Genomic DNA, 17,687 nt, shown 5'->3' on the forward strand with positions numbered 1-17,687 from the left:
AAGAATTGCGCGACAGGTTAGCACAACCTGCCGCTTTGCTTCATTGTGGATGGGATCATTGATGCGGCATATTTTGCTCATAATCCTCAGGGTTGGAGAGCAAAACAGGGTTGGTGCAGCTTTCGTAATATTTCTGAATTTCGACCAAACGCTCGCGATGACGCTGATACCGGCGTAGCGCCTGAACGCCATTGTAGACGGCGCAGATAATCATCGTAATCATCAACAGGGTGGTCGCCAGATAGCGCCACAGACCGCTACTGTCCGGCATGCGGTGCAGGTTAACGTGCTGCGTGCCGTTAGCGTCGGTAAAGATATTGGTGACGATGCCTTCTGCGTGGAACGGGGTGTGCATCAGCATTCCCGCCAGACGCTGGAACTCGCTCCACTGCTGATGCGCCGGAAAGTCATACAGGCTCATCGTCGGATAAGGTTGGGTGACGAGATCGCTGCCTTCATCGCTGGTGATAAGAAAACCGCCGGGTGCCGGGCTGTTCAGCGCCTGTGCCGCGCGCGAAGTTTCCCGCAGAATAAATGGCGCGGTGGAAGTATCGACCAGATTATCGAGCGACTCAGCGCTAACCGGTCGCAGTAGAACGTTCACGCCGTCCAGACGCCCCGAATTGGCGCGCTTAACCAGCGTTTCCCAATCGCGCGTGTTCCCCAGGTTCACCAGCGCATTTTTGAGGCGCGAGCATTCGTCTGCTGCCGAACAAAGATCTTTGGTTTTCAGCACAATATCGGCAAAGTCATCCAGCAGCACCATGCCTGATTTTTGAATCGCCGAGCGCAGAGCCGGGCTGACGCGCGAACTGTCATCCGGCGTTGGGTGCAGCTGACGGTTCACCGCCTGCACCAGCGCCGTAGCTTTATTCACGATATCGGATTCCGGCAGCGGCAGGCGCGGCGCGTTATTCCAGATAATCTGCGAGCAGTCGAATGGCAGGAATGGCGAACTTTCCTGTGCCGTCCAGGTGCCCGGCGAGTGAATATTACACATCCCGGTGCCCTGAAGCTGTAGCGTATCACCGACGCGCACGCCTGCTTTAGTAAGCTGATCGACGGTGGTGGCTTCAATCACCTGCGCGCCTTTCAGCCAGGAGAGCGTGAATTTAAACGGCATGTTGAGCGGCACGCTCACCCATAGCATCACCACCACCAGCAGCGCGCCACCGGCAATAACGGCGCTACGCAGCCAGTGCTGAAGCGGGAAATTTTTGACCTCATCATGCAGTGACAGGAAACGTCCCTGGCGTACCACGTGGCGGTCGAGATAGATATCGATATCGGTTTGCTGACCAAGATCTTGTGCGACAAACGGCTGCCAGTGGCGTGGATAGATCAGGTCGATAATGCCGAGCGAGATGTTGTTAATGTGCTCCTGGTCGTTTTCACCGAACAGACCCCAGCGTTTTGGCGTGCCGCGCAGGCAGTGGATCTCACGCAGCGACGTTTTGGTCGGCGGCGCAAACAGCCCCCACAGACCGGCCAGCAGCAGTAAAACCGCACCGCCCAGCAACCACGGGGTAAACACGCCAGGCAGGACCAGGCTGCAATAGAAAAGCAGAAACGCGCCAACTATCAGCAGCGCTTCCCGTAGCCCGTCCGGGCGGCTTAGCGCGTACTCTTCATGCGTCTCCTGACGAATATTGAGCAACTCGATTTGTTCGCTCTCTTCACCGCGAATCGACGCCTGCGTCGAGGTGGGTGATTCCAGCGCTTTACGCTGGCCTTCAAGGGTGTACTCTTTCAGAGAATAACCGTTGAGGGCAATCACCAGCGGAATATCCTCGGTGACGATAAGCTCGATGCTGTTTTCATCGTTGATGTGCTGTTCCCAGAAGGGGGGCAGATGCACTTCGATGGAGTCGAGGAAATAGCGCCATTTGTTGGGATCGTCGGTCGTAATGCCGTAGCGGGTAATGGCGCGGGTCAGGGTGAAAACGGTATTGCTTTGCGCATTCAACGAGATAAGCGCAGGGGCGACCGTGGAACCCGACGCGGGGATCTGCTGGCTCTGGTTGAGATCTTCAAGATAGTTCTCAATGCCGCGACGTTCTTCGTCGGTTAATTTGCGCGTGGTCGCGCCAGGGAACGCATGCAGCCAGGGTAAACGGCGTCGCTTTGCGCGCATGCGAATATACCAGCCCGCCACCAGGGCACAGACCAGTATCGCAGCGGTAAAGAGAGTCAATGTGCCCATGCTATTGCCATTATCCTTATTTTTGTCGGTCGCTTCATTCGTCTTTTTTATTATTCACTTTTAATACGAATGACTCAGGTCTTCACAGATTTGTTGCACACTATCGCAACTCGCGAGGATAACAAACCCCTCTGGCAGCGAATATCAGCAAATTCTCAAATTTGTTTCAACTTCTTGACTTTTTGGAACAAATAAGGGTTATCAAAAACAATAGTTACGAAAATGTAAATAACAGCCATTTTAAATTGCCGGAATGCGCCTCCTGGCTCACAATGACAACAGTCATCACAGCAAAGAACGGTCCAATGAGTAAACCATTACAAAAACCCACGATTCTCCATGTTGAAACGGTCGCGCGCTCCCGTTTATTTAATGTTGAAAGCGTGGATCTGGAGTTTAGTAACGGAGTACGCCGCGTTTATGAACGCATGAAACCGTCGTCGCGTGAAGCCGTCATGATTGTGCCGGTGGTGGACGATCACTTAATTCTCATCCGCGAATATGCCGTGGGCACTGAATCCTATGAACTGGGGTTCTCTAAAGGGCTCATCGACCCAGGTGAAAGCGTTTTTGAAGCCGCGAACCGCGAGCTGAAAGAAGAAGTAGGATTCGGGGCCAACAACCTGACATTCCTGAAACAGCTCAGCATGGCGCCGTCTTACTTCTCCAGTAAGATGAATATCGTGGTGGCGGAAGACCTTTATCCCGAATCGCTGGAAGGCGATGAACCGGAACCGCTGCCGCAGGTGCGCTGGCCTATCGCCAATATGATGGAACTGCTGGAAGAGCCGGATTTCAACGAAGCCCGTAATGTGAGCGCGCTGTTTTTAGTGCGTGAGTGGTTGAAGGGGCAGGGCAGGCTTTAAAGAGAACAGCCGGGTAGCGTTTCGCTTACCCGGCCTACAATTCATGCATCTTGTAGGCCTGATAAGCGAAGCGCATCAGGCAATTTCGCTCTGCTGTCAGAACAGCTCCTGCGATTCCCCGTTATCAATAATTTCCGTTCCCACCTCGCGAATCGATTGATGCGTCGGTTGGGTGCCTTCGATAAAGTACTCGGCACGGCTGTTGCCGCCGCTGGCCAACTGGCCGGTGCTGCGGTCAATATTGATCGTGACGATACCCGGCGGCGGCGTTAACGGCTGCTCCGGTACGCCGGCCAGAATGGCTTTCATAAATGCATCCCACGCAGGCTGCGCACTTTTCGCACCGCCTTCGTAACCGGAAATCTGATCTTTAATCGCGCCAGAAGCAGACGTTCTGCCAAGATCGCGGCGGTGATCGTCAAAGCCAATCCACACTGAGGTTACCGCGCCCGGGCCGTAACCTGAGAACCACGCATCTTTCGAACTGTTGGTCGTCCCGGTTTTACCGCCGATATCGTGGCGTTGCAGGTCACGGCCCGCGCGCCAGCCAGTACCCTGCCAGCCCGGCTCGCCGAAGATATTGGTATTCATTGCGCTCTTAATCAGGAACGACAGCGGCGTGTTGATCACATGCGGGGCATACTCCTGCGCGCCGGTCTGTGCAACCAGCGACTGGTTAGCTTGTTCAAGCTGTGGCATCGGCACGCTGGAATTCTGCGGCGTTTGAGATGCGGCGACATCCTCAACGTTTTTGTTTTCCAGCACGTCAGATTTCTTCGTTTCACCGTAAATTACCGGGATATTACACTCCGGACAGGCGATTTTGGGTTTCGCTTCGAAAATGACACCGCCCTGATCGTTCTCAATCTTGCTGATAAAGTACGGATCAACCAGGAAGCCGCCGTTCGCCATTACCGCATAGCCGCGTGCGACCTGTAGCGGGGTGAAGGACGGTGAACCCAGTGCCAGTGATTCCGTGCGAACGATGTTCTCCGACGGGAAGCCAAAGCGCTGGAGATACTCCGCCGCATAATCGACGCCCATTGCACGCATGGCACGCACCATCACCACGTTTTTCGACTGACCTAAACCCTGGCGCAGGCGAATCGGGCCCGCGTATTCATTTGGCGAGTTCTTCGGACGCCAGTCTGAACCGGCCCCGGCATCCCAGCGGGAAATTGGCACGTCGTTCAGGATGCTGGCGAGCGTTAAGCCTTTGTCCATCGCCGCCGTGTACAGGAACGGCTTGATGTTGGAACCCACCTGACGCAGCGCCTGGGTGGCGCGGTTAAATTTGCTCTGGTTGAAATCGAAACCGCCGACCAGCGCGATGATCGCGCCATTCTGCGGGTTGATGGAAACCAGTGCCGAGTTTACATCCGGCACTTGCGACAACCACCAACTGTCGCCAACCTGACGTACCCAAATCTGCTGCCCGGCCTGTACGACTTCGTTAACGCGGCGCGGGGTTGGCCCCTGCGAGGTGTCGGAACGCCAGGCGCGTGCCCAGCGAACGCCTTCCATTGTCAGGGAAACAGAGGTGCCATCGGCCAGCTGTGCGGTCGCTTCCGTCGCGCCGGCAGACATCACCACCGCCGGGCGCAACGGCCCGTAGGTTGGCAGCGCTTTCAGAGAATCGGTAATTCTTTTGCTATCCCACGGCGTTTCGCCCACTTTCCACAGCACATTAGACGGGCCGCGGTAGCCGTGGCGCATATCGTAATCCATCACATTGGTTCGCACGGCTAATTGCGCGGCCTGCTGATTTTTGCGCGTGATGGTGGTGTAAACGCGATAGCCGTCTTCATACGCCTGCTCGCCGTAGCGCTTCACCATCTCCTGGCGCACCATTTCGGTCAGATATGGGGCAGAGAAGGCGATTTCTGGGGCATGGTAGTCGGCATCAATCGGCTGGCTACGCGCCTGATCGTACTGTGCCTGAGTGATATACCCCTCGTTCAGCATACGCGACAACACCACGTTACGACGGGCGGTTGCGCGATCCATTGAATAGAGCGGGTTGAAGGTGGAAGGCGCTTTCGGCAAACCGGCGATCACCGCCATTTCGCTCAGGCTCAGCTGATCGATGGATTTGCCGAAATAGACATGCGCCGCAGCGCCCACGCCGTAAGCGCGGTAACCGAGGTAAATTTTGTTCAGATAGAGTTCGAGGATCTCATCTTTGCTCAGCAACTGCTCGATGCGAATGGCCAGGAACACTTCCTTTATTTTACGCATCAGCGTCTTTTCAGGGCTGAGGAAGAAGTTACGCGCCAGCTGCTGGGTGATGGTACTCGCCCCCTGCGATGCGTGACCGGAGAACAGCGCGACGCTGGCGGCACGGAAAATCCCCACCGGGTCAACCCCGTGGTGCTCGTAGAAACGGCTGTCTTCCGTGGCAATAAACGCCTTCACCAGCTCAGGCGGCATTTGACTGAGGGTGACCGGAATACGCCGTTTTTCGCCATACTGGGCGATCAGCTCGCCGTCTGCGCTGTAAACCTGCATTGGAATTTGCAGACGCACGTCTCTGAGCGTCGCAACATCAGGAAGCTGAGGCTCAATATACTTGTAGAGGCCATAAACCGAGCCTGCTCCCAGCAGAATGCAACAGACTGCAAGGATTAATAAATACTTTACGAACTTCACCGGAGATTTCCCATTTAGTTTCATTTGGGCAGTTTATAAACAAACGCGCGGTAGTATAAAGGCAAGCCAGATGCATTGATATAGCCGTCACCATGATGGCGTTTAAGGGATATCACGAAATGGCTTTCGGATGCTGGCAAATAGGTCTTCATATTCAACAGGATAAAATCGCGGCCATCGCGCTGCAACGCGTGCGCGGCGGCTGGGCGTTGCGTCGCTGGTGGCTTCTGCCGCTGCCCGCGGATTTCTCCTCACTTTCACCCGCCCAGACGGAAAACGCGCTGGAGGCGGCTCTCTCTGCCTGGCGGCGCGAGCTTCCTTGGCAACATGCGGTTAGCCTGGCATTTCCTGCACACCGCACCTTACAGAAAACGCTGCCGCAGGCAGCCATGACGCTGCGTGACTGCGAGCAGGCGCAGTGGATCGCCAGCGCGATGGCGCAGCAGTTGGCAATGGAGCCTGCTGCGCTCTGTTTCGATTATCAGCCAAACATACTGGCAGATGGCTGGAGCGTGACAGCGGCTCAGCGTAAGGACATCGACCCGTTACAGCGCGTCGCGCACGCGCTCCGTTTGCATGTGACGGCGATTACGCCTGACGCCTGTGCACTGCGGCACTTTCTTCCCTGGCTGCCTCATGAGGCGGGCGGGCTGGCGTGGAAGGATAGTCGCCAGTGGCTATGGGCCAGCGCCTCAGGCTGGGGAAGCGTGTCGCGGGCGGAGGTGCCTTCGTTACAGCAACTCAGTACGCGACTAGCCATGCCTGAGCTGACGTTTTGTTGCGTGCAGGCTGAGAACGTTCCTCGCTTCGATCCCTGGTGTGTGATGGGGCAAATTCAGCCGCCACTGCCAGCAGACAGCGATGCGTTTGCCATCGCTATTGGCCTGGCGTTAGGAGCACAGGGATGAGCGCTTCGGTAAATTTTCTCCCCTGGCGGCAATCCCGCCAGCGAAAACGACGCCGCCTTGGGTGCCTCGTTTTGGCCGGTGTCATGCTGGCGCTCTTGATGTCAGGGGCCAGCAGGTTAGCGCAATCGCGACTGCAAGAGAGGCTGCTGGTTTGCCATGTTGATGCCGAGCGCCAGGTGATTCGCGCACTAACCCTGCGTGAAGAGCAGCTCGGACTCCGTCTGCAGGAACGCGAGCAGCAGCTGCGGCAACAGACTGCGCGACGGCAAACCCTTGCCTAGCAGGCGCGGCTGGCGGCGCTTGCCGAACAGTTGCCCACGCAGGCATGGCTGACCGGTCTGAGTTACCAGAACGACGTTTTGCAGCTTTCCGGCGTTCTGGTGCGTTTTTCCGCCTTGCACTCCCTTGATGAGCAGATGCAGCACATTGACGGTTTCCAGCCTGCCATCGCCGGAAAAATGGCGCGCGATAAAGACGGGCGTTGGCTGTTCAACTATCAGATGAAAAGGAGGGCCGTCGATGCTGCGCCCTGAACGCTGGCTCATTGGGATTGCCGGGCTGCTGTTGCTGGGGGGGAGCGGCGTGGCGTACCTGCTACGACCTGCATCCATCCCACAGAACGTCTGGACGCAGCAGCAGATATTACGTATCGCCCGCTGGCGGAGCGTGATGCCGCTACAGGCGGCGCTGAAGGTTGGCGGTGACACAGGCCTGGCTGCGAGCAAGCCTTTTTCCCCGATTGCTTTTCAACGTCCAGGGGCGGAACTGATGAGCTGGTCGCCCACCGGACACGGCGGTGAGCTGGTACTGGAAACCGTGTGGCAGCAGGTGCCATCGGTTTTTGCGCTACTCGCTGAGCGGGGAATGCGGGTAGTGGCGTTTTCCCTCAAGGCCGGTGAGCCGCGGCACGTGCTGACACTGCAACTGGAGGGGGACGATGCAGAGTAAATCACGCAGCGCGCTGATGCTGTTTCTCCCGTTGCTGCTGGGCATGCGCGATCCATTTTTGCCGGTAGACGATCCCTGTCGAATCGCGCAGCTCAGCCAGTTACGGTACGCGGGCAGTGTGGATAGCGGGCAACGACAGATTGCATTTTTGCGCGACGAAAAAGGAAAGTGGCGACGAATACAGCGAGAAGAACTGGTCATGTCTGGCTGGCGTATCACGGAAATCACAGCGGAAAGTCTGACGATGGAGACGGGCGAAGCCTGCGAGCCGTCGCAGTGGCGAATCATTAAAGGAGAAGTTGAGCATGATAAAAAGGATAAGCCTGCTGGCGCTGTTACTGCTGCCGCTGCTGGCCGCCAGTAAAAATGTGTCGTTGGTTGTCGATGAGGTGCCGGTGACGCAGGTGCTGCAAACTCTGGCCGATCTCGAACAGCGCAATATGGTGATTGCGCCGGATGTGCAGGGTATGCTGTCGTTGCAGCTGAAAAATGTACCGTGGAAGCAGGCGCTGCAAACCGTCTTAACCAGCAGCGGATTAACGATGACCCAGGAAGGCAGCGTTATCGCCATTCACTCACAGGCCTGGCAGGAAGCGCGTCAGCAGCGAGCACAGGCCGAGCAGGAAAAACGCCAGCAGGCGCTTCCGCTGAAAAGTCGCAGTATCGTGCTGTATCACGCCGATGCAGCGGAGCTCGCCAAAGCCGGGGAAAAGTTGCTGAGCCCGCGCGGCACGCTCACCGTTGATAAACGCACCAATCGGCTCATTCTGCGCGATGATGAAAACCATCTGCCGCTGTTTGATAGCTGGGCCAGCGAAATGGATATTCCCGTGGGCCAGGTTGAGCTGGCGGCCCACATCGTGACTATTAATGAAAAGAGCCTGCGCGAGCTTGGCGTGAAGTGGACGCTGGCGGATGCAGCCAATCCGCCGGGATTGGGCAAAGTGACGACCCTCAGTAGCGATTTATCGGTAACGGATGCGACAACCCGCGCCGGGTTTAACATTGGCCGTATTAATGGTCGCCTGCTGGAGCTGGAACTTTCGGCACTGGAACAAAAGCAGCAACTGGAAATTATCGCCAGCCCGCGTTTACTGGCTTCGCACCTGCAACCTGCCAGCATCAAGCAGGGGAGCGAAATTCCCTATCAGGTTTCCAGCGGCGAAAGTGGCGCGACCTCGGTAGAATTTAAAGAGGCGGTGCTGGGGATGGAAGTGACCCCTACAGTGCTACAGAAAAACCGCGTTCGTCTGAAACTGCACATCAGTGAAAATATGCCGGGGCAGGTACTGCAGCAGGCCGATGGTGAAGTGCTGGCTATCGATAAGCAGGAAATTGAAACCCAGGTGGAAGTACAGAGCGGCGAGACGCTGGCGTTGGGCGGAATATTCTCGCAAAAAAACAAAACCGCGCGGGATGGTGTACCTTTATTGGGCGATATCCCGCTATTGGGCCAACTTTTCCGCCATGATGGCAAAGATAACGAGCGACGAGAGCTGGTGGTGTTTATCACGCCACGGATCATTTCCGCCCGCTAATCGCTGAAATTTCTTTACGAACTGGCGTCAGGTGTTTGACGTGAGACAGGATTTAGCATACAAGGAGTACCGATTTGAGCGTCGGCGCCTCTTTCCCGTCTCCTTTAAGACGGCAATTTATTCTGTTGCCAAACCAGCCGGAGTATTGAGATAATTTTCAGTCTGACTCTCGCAGTATCGCACAAGAGGTTTCAGTTCATGTCCGGCGACGCCAGAATGTTTGCGGCGCGGATTTATCATTAACGAATAGTCTTAGTAGTACCAAAAAAATGGCAGAGAAACGCAATATCTTTCTGGTTGGACCTATGGGTGCCGGCAAAAGCACTATTGGGCGCCAGTTAGCCCAACAGCTCAATATGGAATTTTACGATTCTGATCAAGAGATTGAGAAACGGACAGGCGCTGACGTGGGCTGGGTCTTTGATGTCGAAGGCGAAGAAGGTTTCCGTGACCGCGAAGAAAAGATCATCAACGAGCTGACCGAAAAACAGGGCATTGTTCTGGCGACAGGTGGTGGCTCTGTTAAATCTCGCGAAACGCGCAATCGTCTCTCCGCCCGCGGCGTGGTGGTTTATCTCGAAACAACCATCGAAAAACAGCTGGCACGTACGCAGCGCGATAAAAAACGTCCGCTGTTGCAGGTGGATGCACCGCAGCGCGATGTCTTCGTGGCGTTGGCCGATGAGCGCAACCCGTTGTATGAAGAGATTGCCGACATCACTATCCGTACTGACGATCAGAGTGCAAAAGTGGTCGCAAACCAGATCATCCATATGCTGGAAAGCAACTGATACTGGGCAGCGAACACCGCGTCAGCGTAAAGCGTTTAAGCGAATATAAGTAACCAAGGTGGACGTCGCGTTATGGAGAGGCTTACTGTAACCCTCGGGGAACGTAGTTACCCGATAACCATCGCGGCTGGTTTGTTTAACGATCCAGCTTCCTTCTTACCGCTCAAGTCTGGCTGCCAGGTTATGCTGGTCACCAACGAAACGTTGGCGCCGCTCTATCTTGATAACGTCCGCTCTGTGTTAGAACAGGCTGGCGTCAAGGTCGATAGCGTGATCCTTCCCGACGGCGAGAAGTATAAAAGCCTGGCCGTGATGGACACCGTCTTCACTGCACTTCTGCAAAAACCGCACGGTCGCGATACGACCCTGGTGGCCCTTGGCGGTGGCGTCATTGGCGATTTAACCGGGTTTGCGGCGGCGAGCTATCAGCGCGGCGTGCGCTTTATTCAGGTTCCTACCACGCTGCTTTCGCAGGTAGATTCCTCGGTTGGCGGCAAAACAGCCGTAAACCATCCCCTTGGCAAGAATATGATTGGCGCGTTCTGGCAACCGGCTTCCGTGGTGGTCGATTTGAACTGCCTGAAAACCCTGCCCGCGCGTGAACTCTCTTCCGGGCTCGCTGAAGTGATCAAATATGGCATCATCCTCGACGCGCCGTTCTTTGAGTGGCTGGAAGAGAATATTGATGCCCTGATGGCCCTTGATGAGAAAGCCATGGCGTACTGCATTCGTCGTTGCTGCGAATTAAAAGCAGAAGTTGTGGCTGCGGACGAGCGCGAAACGGGCTTACGTGCTTTACTCAATCTTGGACATACATTTGGACATGCGATTGAAGCCGAGATGGGGTACGGTAACTGGCTCCACGGTGAAGCGGTTGCCGCAGGCATGGTTATGGCGGCGCATACCTCTGAACGCTTAGGTCAGTTTAAGCCGGAAGAGACGCAACGTATTATTACGCTGCTCAAGCGCACAAACCTGCCGGTCACAGGCCCGCAGGAGATGTCGGCGGAAGCCTATCTGCCGCACATGATGCGCGACAAAAAAGTTTTAGCCGGTGAGATGCGACTCGTCCTCCCGCTGGCAATCGGTAAAAGTGAAGTGCGCGGCGGTGTGCCGCATGATGTGGTTCTTGGCGCTATCGCTGATACTCAGCGAGCGTAACAATAAGAAAGGTCAAGCCGCGTTCGCGCGGCGTTTTATCTTCAGGTGAAGTGCAATAGTTGTGGGCGTGAGCCTTTTAGTGGGGTGTTAAATGGATGAATTTAAACCAGAAGACGAGCTGAAACCCGATCCCAGCGATCGTCGTACTGGTCGCTCTCGTCAATCTTCCGATCGTGACAATGAGCCGCAGATCAATTTTGATGATGTGGAGCTGGAAGCGGATGAGCGCCGTCCGGCACGTAGCCGCAAGGCACGTGAAGATGTCGAGCCCGAAGATGAGCTGTATGACGACGAAGATGATGTCGAGGCGGAAGAGGTCGTCGAACGTCGTCCGCGTAAACGTAAATCCCCACCGCGTAAACCGGCTTCCCGCCAGTACATTATGATGGGCGTCGGGATTCTGGTGCTGCTGCTGCTGATCGTTGGCATCGGTTCGGCGCTGAAATCACCGTCTTCCTCTTCCAGCGACCAGAGCGCGTCGGCGGAAAAAAATATCGATCTCTCCGGTGATGCTGCCGATCAGGCAAATGGCACTCAGCCAGCGCCAGGCACCACCTCCGCAGAGCAGACCGCAGGGGCTAATCCGCAGCAGGACGTCTCTCTGCCGCCAATCTCTTCTACACCGACTCAGGGTCAGCCAGCCGCAACGGCTGAAGGCCAGCAGCGTGTGGAAGTACAGGGCGATCTGAACAACGCACTGACTCAGCAGCAGGGGCAGGTTGATAACGTGGTGGTTAACTCCACGCTGCCAACCGAACCGGCGACCGTGGCACCTGTCCGTCACGGCGCGGCTTCTCGTCCGGCGGCAACGGAAACCGCACCGCGTCAGCAGGCCGCGGCAACGCGTCCTGAACGTAAACAAGCTGTGATTGAACCGAAACCGCAGAGCAAACCGCAAAGCACCGCGGCAGCAAAACCGGCGCCGGTGACAACGCCTAAACCTGTTGCTCAGCCGCCGAAACACACCGAAACCGCAACCACGAGCACGCCGGCGAAAACGCCTGCCACCTCGACAGCTCCGGCGAAACCGGCTGCAACGGCAACCACGACGGCACCTGCGGCAACAACCGCTCCGGCTGCCACTGCGGCAACCAGCGCCCCGGCAGCCAGCAGCGCGGCGAAATCCTCAGGCGATGTGAACTCACTGAAATCTGCGCCTGGCGGCCATTACACGCTGCAGCTCAGTTCCTCTTCCAACTACGACAACCTGAATGGTTGGGCGAAGAAAGAGAATCTGAAAAACTACGTGGTTTATCAAACCACGCGTAACGGTCAGCCGTGGTATGTGCTGGTAACGGGTGTTTACGCCTCGAAAGATGATGCGAAACGCGCGGTCACCACGCTGCCTGCCGATGTACAGGCAAAAAATCCGTGGGCGAAACCGTTGCATCAGGTGCAATCTGACCTGAAGTAATGTGACGTGCTACAAGCGCAGGATGCTGTCGGAGCTTTCTCCACAGCCGGAGAGAGTGTAATTAGTTAGGCAGCATGAAGAAAAATCGCGCTTTTTTGAAATGGGCAGGGGGTAAGTACCCCCTGCTCGAAGATATTGACCGACACCTGCCCAAGGGCGAATGCCTGGTAGAGCCTTTCGTCGGTGCCGGGTCGGTATTTCTTAATACCGACTTTTCTCGTTATATCCTTGCTGATATCAACAGCGATCTTATCGATCTCTACAACATCGTAAAAACCCAGCCTGAAGACTACGTTGCTGAGGCGCGTAAGGTTTTCACGCCAGAAACGAATGATGCCGAACGCTACTACGCGTTTCGCACAGAATTCAACGCCAGCACGGATAAAATGCGCCGTGCGGTTCTCTTCTTGTATTTGAATCGCCATGGATACAATGGCCTGTGCCGTTACAATTTGCGCGGCGAGTTCAATGTGCCTTTTGGCCGATACAAAAAGCCTTACTTCCCGGAAGCCGAACTGTATCACTTCGCTGAAAAAGCGCAGAACGCAGAGTTTTATTGCGAGTCATATGAAGTGTGTATGGATCGCGCCCATCAGGCAAATAAAGCGGTTGTCTACTGCGATCCGCCCTATGCGCCACTCTCAGCGACGGCCAATTTTACCGCCTATCACACTAACAGCTTCAGCAGCGAACAGCAGAAACAGTTGGCCAATAAAGCCGAAGAGCTGGTGGCAAAGCGTATTCCGGTACTGATTTCAAACCATCGCACACCCGAGACGGTGGCGTGGTATAACAACGCAGTACAGCACGTCGTAAAAGTGCGACGCAGTATTAGCCGCAATGGCGGCACGCGTAATAAGGTGGATGAGCTGCTGGCGTTGTATCGCCCGGCAGATAAAAAATAGTTTTTAGGAGATGCGGATGAAACAGTTTTTGATTGCCCCTTCAATTCTGTCGGCTGATTTTGCCCGCCTGGGTGAAGACACCGCCAACGCACTGGCAGCCGGTGCGGATGTGGTTCATTTCGATGTTATGGATAACCACTATGTACCGAACCTGACCATCGGCCCGATGGTGCTGAAGGCCCTGCGCAAATACGGCATTACCGCGCCTATCGACGTTCACCTGATGGTGAAACCGGTTGACCGCATTGTTCCCGATTTCGCGGCGGCAGGCGCCAGCATTATTACCTTCCATCCTGAAGCGTCTGAGCACGTTGACCGCACGCTGCAACTGATTAAAGAGCACGGCTGTAAAGCGGGGCTGGTGTTTAACCCGGCGACGCCGCTGAGCTATCTCGATTATGTTATGGATAAGCTGGACGTGATCCTGCTGATGTCGGTAAACCCAGGCTTTGGCGGCCAGTCCTTTATTCCCCATACCCTCGATAAGCTGCGTGAAGTGCGTCGTCGTATTGATGAATCTGGCTACGACATCCGCCTGGAAGTGGACGGCGGCGTGAAGGTGAACAACATTGGCGAAATCGCCGCCGCCGGGGCAGATATGTTTGTTGCAGGCTCCGCGATTTTCGACCAGCCGGATTACAAAAAAGTGATTGATGAAATGCGCAGTGAACTGGCAAAGGTAAGTCATGGATAAATTGCATAACCTCCGCGGCGTCGCTTTCGATCTCGACGGCACGCTGGTGGATAGCGCGCCGGGGCTGACCGCGGCGGTAGATAGCGCGCTCTACGCGCTGGAGCTCCCGGTCGCTGGCGAAGAACGCGTGGTGACCTGGATTGGCAACGGTGCCGATGTTTTGATGGAGCGGGCGCTGGCCTGGTCTCGTCAGGAGCGTGCAACGCAACGTGCGGCGCAGGGAAAACCTTCCGTTGACCATGCGGATATCCCGCAGGATGAACAGTTGCGCGTGCTGCGTCGCCTGTTTGATCGCTACTACGCCGAGTTTGCCGAAGAGGGCAGTTTTCTCTTCCCGCATGTTGAACAAACGCTGGCGGCGCTGCATGAAAAAGGCCTGCCGCTGGCGCTGGTGACCAACAAGCCGACGCCGTTTGTCGCGCCACTGCTTGAGTCGCTCGGGATCGCGCGCTTCTTTAGCGTGGTGATTGGCGGCGATGATGTGCAGAACAAAAAGCCGCATCCGGAGCCGCTGTTGCTGGTGGCGAAGCGCCTCGAAATCGAACCGGCTGATCTGCTGTTTGTGGGCGATTCACGCAACGACATTCAGGCGGCACAGGCGGCGGGCTGCTGCTCTGTGGGGCTGACCTACGGCTACAACTATGGCGAATCCATCGCGCTCAGCTCGCCCGATTATATCTTCGACCAGTTTAATGAACTCTTGCCCGCGCTCGGGCTTCCGCACAGTGAAAATCAGGAATTAGAAAATGACTAAGCCCATCGTTTTTAGTGGCGCACAGCCGTCAGGTGAATTGACCATTGGCAACTACATGGGTGCGCTGCGTCAGTGGGTTAACATGCAGGATGACTACCATTGCATCTACTGCATCGTTGACCAGCACGCGATCACCGTGCGTCAGGATCCGCAGGCGCTGCGCAAAGCGACGTTAGATACCCTGGCGCTCTATCTGGCCTGCGGCATCGATCCGGAGAAAAGCACCATCTTCGTTCAGTCTCACGTGCCGGAGCACGCGCAACTGAGCTGGGTACTGAACTGCTATACCTATTTTGGCGAACTGAGCCGCATGACCCAGTTCAAAGATAAATCCGCACGTTATGCGGAAAACATTAATGCCGGTCTGTTCGACTACCCGGTGCTGATGGCGGCAGATATCCTGCTGTATCAAACCAACCAGGTACCGGTTGGGGAAGATCAGAAACAGCATCTGGAACTGAGCCGCGATATCGCCCAGCGTTTTAACGCCATTTACGGCGATATCTTTAAAGTGCCTGAGCCGTTCATTCCGAAATCCGGCGCGCGCGTAATGTCGCTGCTGGAGCCGACCAAGAAGATGTCCAAATCGGACGACAACCGTAATAACGTTATCGGCCTGCTGGAAGATCCGAAATCCGTCGTGAAAAAAATCAAACGCGCGATGACCGATTCGGAAGAGCCGCCGGTGGTGCGTTACGACGTCAAAGAAAAAGCGGGTGTTTCCAACCTGCTGGATATTCTCTCTGCCGTTACCGGCCAGAGCATTCCTGAGCTGGAAAAACACTTCGAAGGTAAAATGTATGGTCACCTGAAAGGCGAAGTGGCAGAAGCGGTTTCTGGCATGCTGACCGAGCTTCAGGAACGTTACCATCGTTTCCGTAACGATGAAGCGCTGCTCAACAAAATTATGCAAGAGGGTGCCGATAAAGCCAGTGCACGCGCGGGGCAAACCCTGAAAGCGGTGTATGAGGCGATTGGATTTGTCGGTAAGCCAGCGCTGTAAATCATTAAGCCGGGATATATCCCGGCTTTTTTATATTCTCTAAATTATTGCTCAGCAGCAGGGCCGCAACCGCCAATGATTTTAGAAACAGAAATTGCCGGATGCAGCAAATAATCGTAAGAGCAGTTTTTGCTTTTATTCTCGATGTGACCCGTACATGCAGTCAAAGTGGAGAGTGCCAGCACAACGGCTGCTGCTTTTAACATCTTCTTCATAAAATATCCCTGGTATTAATACAATTCAATAAATCCCTGTACTGAGCTATGGTAATTTCGGTCTCAGCGGCATTCATTTAACGGCATGAATTAAGAAATTAATAATTCGATTAACTTAAAGGGGTTTTAAGAATTAATAATACGTGCCTGGCTTAAAGACGGCTTGACAGTATATGGGCGCGGCAGATGTACCGCGCCCGAAAGGTATTAGTGATGTGAAAACCAGTTGAGTTTCTCGCGAAGCGCAACCACCTTGCCTACTATAATCAGCGCCGGGCTTGCCATTTGCTGCGCAAGAACACCCAGTTCTGCCAGCGTGCCGTCAACGACGCGCTGTGTAATCGCCGTACCGTTTTCCACAATGGCGACCGGCATTGACGCGGTCATGCCGTGCTCAATCAGTTTTTGCTGGATGGTTGCCGCCTGATTCAGGCCCATATAGAACACCAGCGTCTGTTTTTCTGCCGCCAGATTTTCCCAGTCCAGCTCACTGCCAGTCTTCAGGTGACCGGTGACCAGGCGCACGCTTTGCGCGTAATCGCGGTGAGTCAGTGGGATCCCGGAATACGCCGAGCAACCGGATGCCGCCGTAATACCCGGTACAACAGAGAAAGGAATACCGGCGTCGCACAGCGTTTCAAGCTCCTCTCCCCCACGCCCAAAGATAAACGGATCGCCACCTTTCAGCCGCACCACGCGTTTCCCTTTCTGCGCTTCACGCAGCAGGATTTGGTTGATCTCATCCTGCGGCACACAGTGATAACCCGCGCGTTTACCCACGAAGACGCGGTCGGCATCGCGGCGCACCAGATTCATAATGCCATCTGAGACCAGTCGGTCATAAACCACCACATCCGCCTGCTGGATTTGTTGTAGCCCTTTAAGCGTCAGCAAACCCGCATCGCCCGGCCCGGCGCCCACCAGCACGACCTCACCACGATGATCCAGCGGTTCGGTAAGCAGGTGTTCGGTGACCTGTTCAATGGCGATCTTATCCTGATTTGCCAGTGACTGGGCTAAACGGTCATGGCTGAACAGTTTTTCCCAGAAACGGCGGCGTTCCGCGATAGTGGCAAACTGTTTTTTCACCCGTGAACGTAGCTGGCCTGCGTAGTGTGCCACCTGTCCAAGATGCAGCGGCAGCAGCGATTCCAGTTTTTCGCGCAGCAGACGCGCCAGCACCGGGGACGTACCGCCGGAAGAGACCGCAACCATCAGCGGCGAGCGGTCAATAATTGACGGCATGATAAAACTTGCGGCTTTCGGCGCATCCACCACGTTGCAGAAGATGCGTCGTGCTTCGGCCGCTTCACTGACCTGCTGATTCACCACATCGTTATCCGTCGCGGCAATCGCCAGCCAGCAGGTATCAAGGAGCGACGGAGTAAACTCTCCCTCAACCAGGGTCAGCATGCCCGCGTCTTCCCATATTCTGAACTGAGGAACATACTCCAGCGCGTTGACCGTCAGACGGGCGCCAGCATCAAGCAGCAAGCGGGCCTTACGTTCAGCAACATCACCGCCGCCAACCAATAAACAGTCACGGTCGTGTAACTGGCAGAAGATAGGTAAGTGATCCACGGAGTAGCCTCTTAAATGGACAGAACAGGGTGAACAGGGCGGGTAGGATAACAGCAG

17 protein-coding genes are annotated in these 17,687 nt (G+C 55.4%); 12 read left to right on the forward strand and 5 right to left on the reverse strand.

The window, feature by feature from the left end; translation table 11 throughout:
• Window positions 1-55: 55 nt before the first annotated feature.
• On the reverse strand, window positions 56-2,203 hold the full coding sequence (locus DBY68_RS15800; RefSeq protein WP_108476595.1) for an intracellular growth attenuator family protein: 2,148 nt from the start codon (window positions 2,201-2,203) through the stop codon (window positions 56-58).
• Between the two features lie 305 nt (window positions 2,204-2,508).
• On the opposite strand from DBY68_RS15800, the gene nudE reads away from it, so the two are divergent.
• Complete coding sequence (gene nudE, locus DBY68_RS15805; protein ID WP_108476596.1) at window positions 2,509-3,069, forward strand: ADP compounds hydrolase NudE; 561 nt, start codon at window positions 2,509-2,511, stop codon at window positions 3,067-3,069.
• Between the two features lie 96 nt (window positions 3,070-3,165).
• Here the strand turns inward: nudE and mrcA are convergent, their stop codons facing one another.
• Window positions 3,166-5,718 carry a peptidoglycan glycosyltransferase/peptidoglycan DD-transpeptidase MrcA gene (mrcA, locus tag DBY68_RS15810; RefSeq protein ID WP_199538668.1) on the reverse strand — a complete coding sequence of 851 codons (2,553 nt, stop codon included), beginning with the start codon at window positions 5,716-5,718 and terminating at the stop codon, window positions 3,166-3,168.
• Between the two features lie 119 nt (window positions 5,719-5,837).
• Between mrcA and DBY68_RS15815 the strand changes: the two genes are divergently transcribed.
• Window positions 5,838-6,626 carry a pilus assembly protein gene (locus DBY68_RS15815; protein WP_108476647.1) on the forward strand — a complete coding sequence of 263 codons (789 nt, stop codon included), beginning with the start codon at window positions 5,838-5,840 and terminating at the stop codon, window positions 6,624-6,626.
• Between the two features lie 188 nt (window positions 6,627-6,814).
• On the opposite strand, the gene DBY68_RS23110 is transcribed toward DBY68_RS15815, so the two are convergent.
• Window positions 6,815-7,171, reverse strand: a complete 357-nt coding sequence (locus DBY68_RS23110) for a hypothetical protein (RefSeq protein ID WP_233503897.1) — start codon at window positions 7,169-7,171, stop codon at window positions 6,815-6,817.
• On the opposite strand from DBY68_RS23110, the gene DBY68_RS15830 reads away from it, so the two are divergent.
• The 10 genes from DBY68_RS15830 (at window position 7,146) to trpS (ending at window position 15,834) form a co-directional block, all read left to right on the forward strand.
• Window positions 7,146-7,574, forward strand: a complete 429-nt coding sequence (locus tag DBY68_RS15830) for a hypothetical protein (RefSeq protein WP_108476600.1) — start codon at window positions 7,146-7,148, stop codon at window positions 7,572-7,574. The two genes, DBY68_RS23110 and DBY68_RS15830, sit on opposite strands and share 26 nt — an antisense overlap.
• Window positions 7,564-7,938 carry a HofP DNA utilization family protein gene (locus tag DBY68_RS15835; RefSeq protein ID WP_108476601.1) on the forward strand — a complete coding sequence of 125 codons (375 nt, stop codon included), beginning with the start codon at window positions 7,564-7,566 and terminating at the stop codon, window positions 7,936-7,938. The genes DBY68_RS15830 and DBY68_RS15835 overlap by 11 nt, the downstream gene beginning before the upstream one ends.
• On the forward strand, window positions 7,880-9,112 hold the full coding sequence (gene hofQ / locus DBY68_RS15840) for a DNA uptake porin HofQ (RefSeq protein ID WP_108476602.1): 1,233 nt from the start codon (window positions 7,880-7,882) through the stop codon (window positions 9,110-9,112). Before DBY68_RS15835 ends, hofQ begins: the two co-directional genes overlap by 59 nt.
• Before the next feature lie 269 nt (window positions 9,113-9,381).
• The gene (gene aroK / locus DBY68_RS15850; protein WP_108476603.1) at window positions 9,382-9,903 is read left to right on the forward strand and encodes a shikimate kinase AroK; all 522 of its coding nucleotides are present in this window, start codon (window positions 9,382-9,384) and stop codon (window positions 9,901-9,903) included.
• 72 nt (window positions 9,904-9,975) lie between these two features.
• Window positions 9,976-11,064 (forward strand): 3-dehydroquinate synthase, encoded by a 1,089-nt coding sequence (gene aroB, locus DBY68_RS15855; protein ID WP_108476604.1) that lies wholly within the window; start codon window positions 9,976-9,978, stop codon window positions 11,062-11,064.
• Window positions 11,065-11,155: 91 nt separating this feature from the next.
• Complete coding sequence (damX, locus tag DBY68_RS15860; RefSeq protein ID WP_108476605.1) at window positions 11,156-12,478, forward strand: cell division protein DamX; 1,323 nt, start codon at window positions 11,156-11,158, stop codon at window positions 12,476-12,478.
• 74 nt (window positions 12,479-12,552) lie between these two features.
• Window positions 12,553-13,383, forward strand: coding sequence for an adenine-specific DNA-methyltransferase (gene dam / locus DBY68_RS15865; RefSeq protein ID WP_108476606.1), 831 nt, complete (start codon window positions 12,553-12,555; stop codon window positions 13,381-13,383).
• A 16-nt stretch (window positions 13,384-13,399) separates the two neighbouring features.
• Window positions 13,400-14,077, forward strand: coding sequence for a ribulose-phosphate 3-epimerase (gene rpe, locus DBY68_RS15870; protein ID WP_108476607.1), 678 nt, complete (start codon window positions 13,400-13,402; stop codon window positions 14,075-14,077).
• Window positions 14,070-14,831, forward strand: coding sequence for a phosphoglycolate phosphatase (gene gph, locus DBY68_RS15875; RefSeq protein ID WP_108476608.1), 762 nt, complete (start codon window positions 14,070-14,072; stop codon window positions 14,829-14,831). The genes rpe and gph overlap by 8 nt, the downstream gene beginning before the upstream one ends.
• Window positions 14,824-15,834, forward strand: a complete 1,011-nt coding sequence (gene trpS / locus DBY68_RS15880) for a tryptophan--tRNA ligase (protein WP_108476609.1) — start codon at window positions 14,824-14,826, stop codon at window positions 15,832-15,834. Before gph ends, trpS begins: the two co-directional genes overlap by 8 nt.
• Window positions 15,835-15,878: 44 nt before the next feature.
• On the opposite strand, the gene DBY68_RS15885 is transcribed toward trpS, so the two are convergent.
• Together DBY68_RS15885 and cysG are read right to left on the reverse strand one after the other, a co-directional pair.
• On the reverse strand, window positions 15,879-16,049 hold the full coding sequence (locus DBY68_RS15885; RefSeq protein WP_108476610.1) for a YhfL family protein: 171 nt from the start codon (window positions 16,047-16,049) through the stop codon (window positions 15,879-15,881).
• Between the two features lie 207 nt (window positions 16,050-16,256).
• A complete protein-coding gene (cysG, locus tag DBY68_RS15890) occupies window positions 16,257-17,630 on the reverse strand; it encodes a siroheme synthase CysG (protein WP_108476611.1) in 1,374 nt (457 codons plus the stop codon).
• Between the last annotated feature and the right edge of the window lie 57 nt (window positions 17,631-17,687).

The sequence above is a fragment of the Pseudocitrobacter sp. RIT415 genome (assembly GCF_003057695.2).
In the GTDB taxonomy this organism is placed as follows: Bacteria; Pseudomonadota; Gammaproteobacteria; order Enterobacterales; family Enterobacteriaceae; genus Pseudocitrobacter; species Pseudocitrobacter faecalis.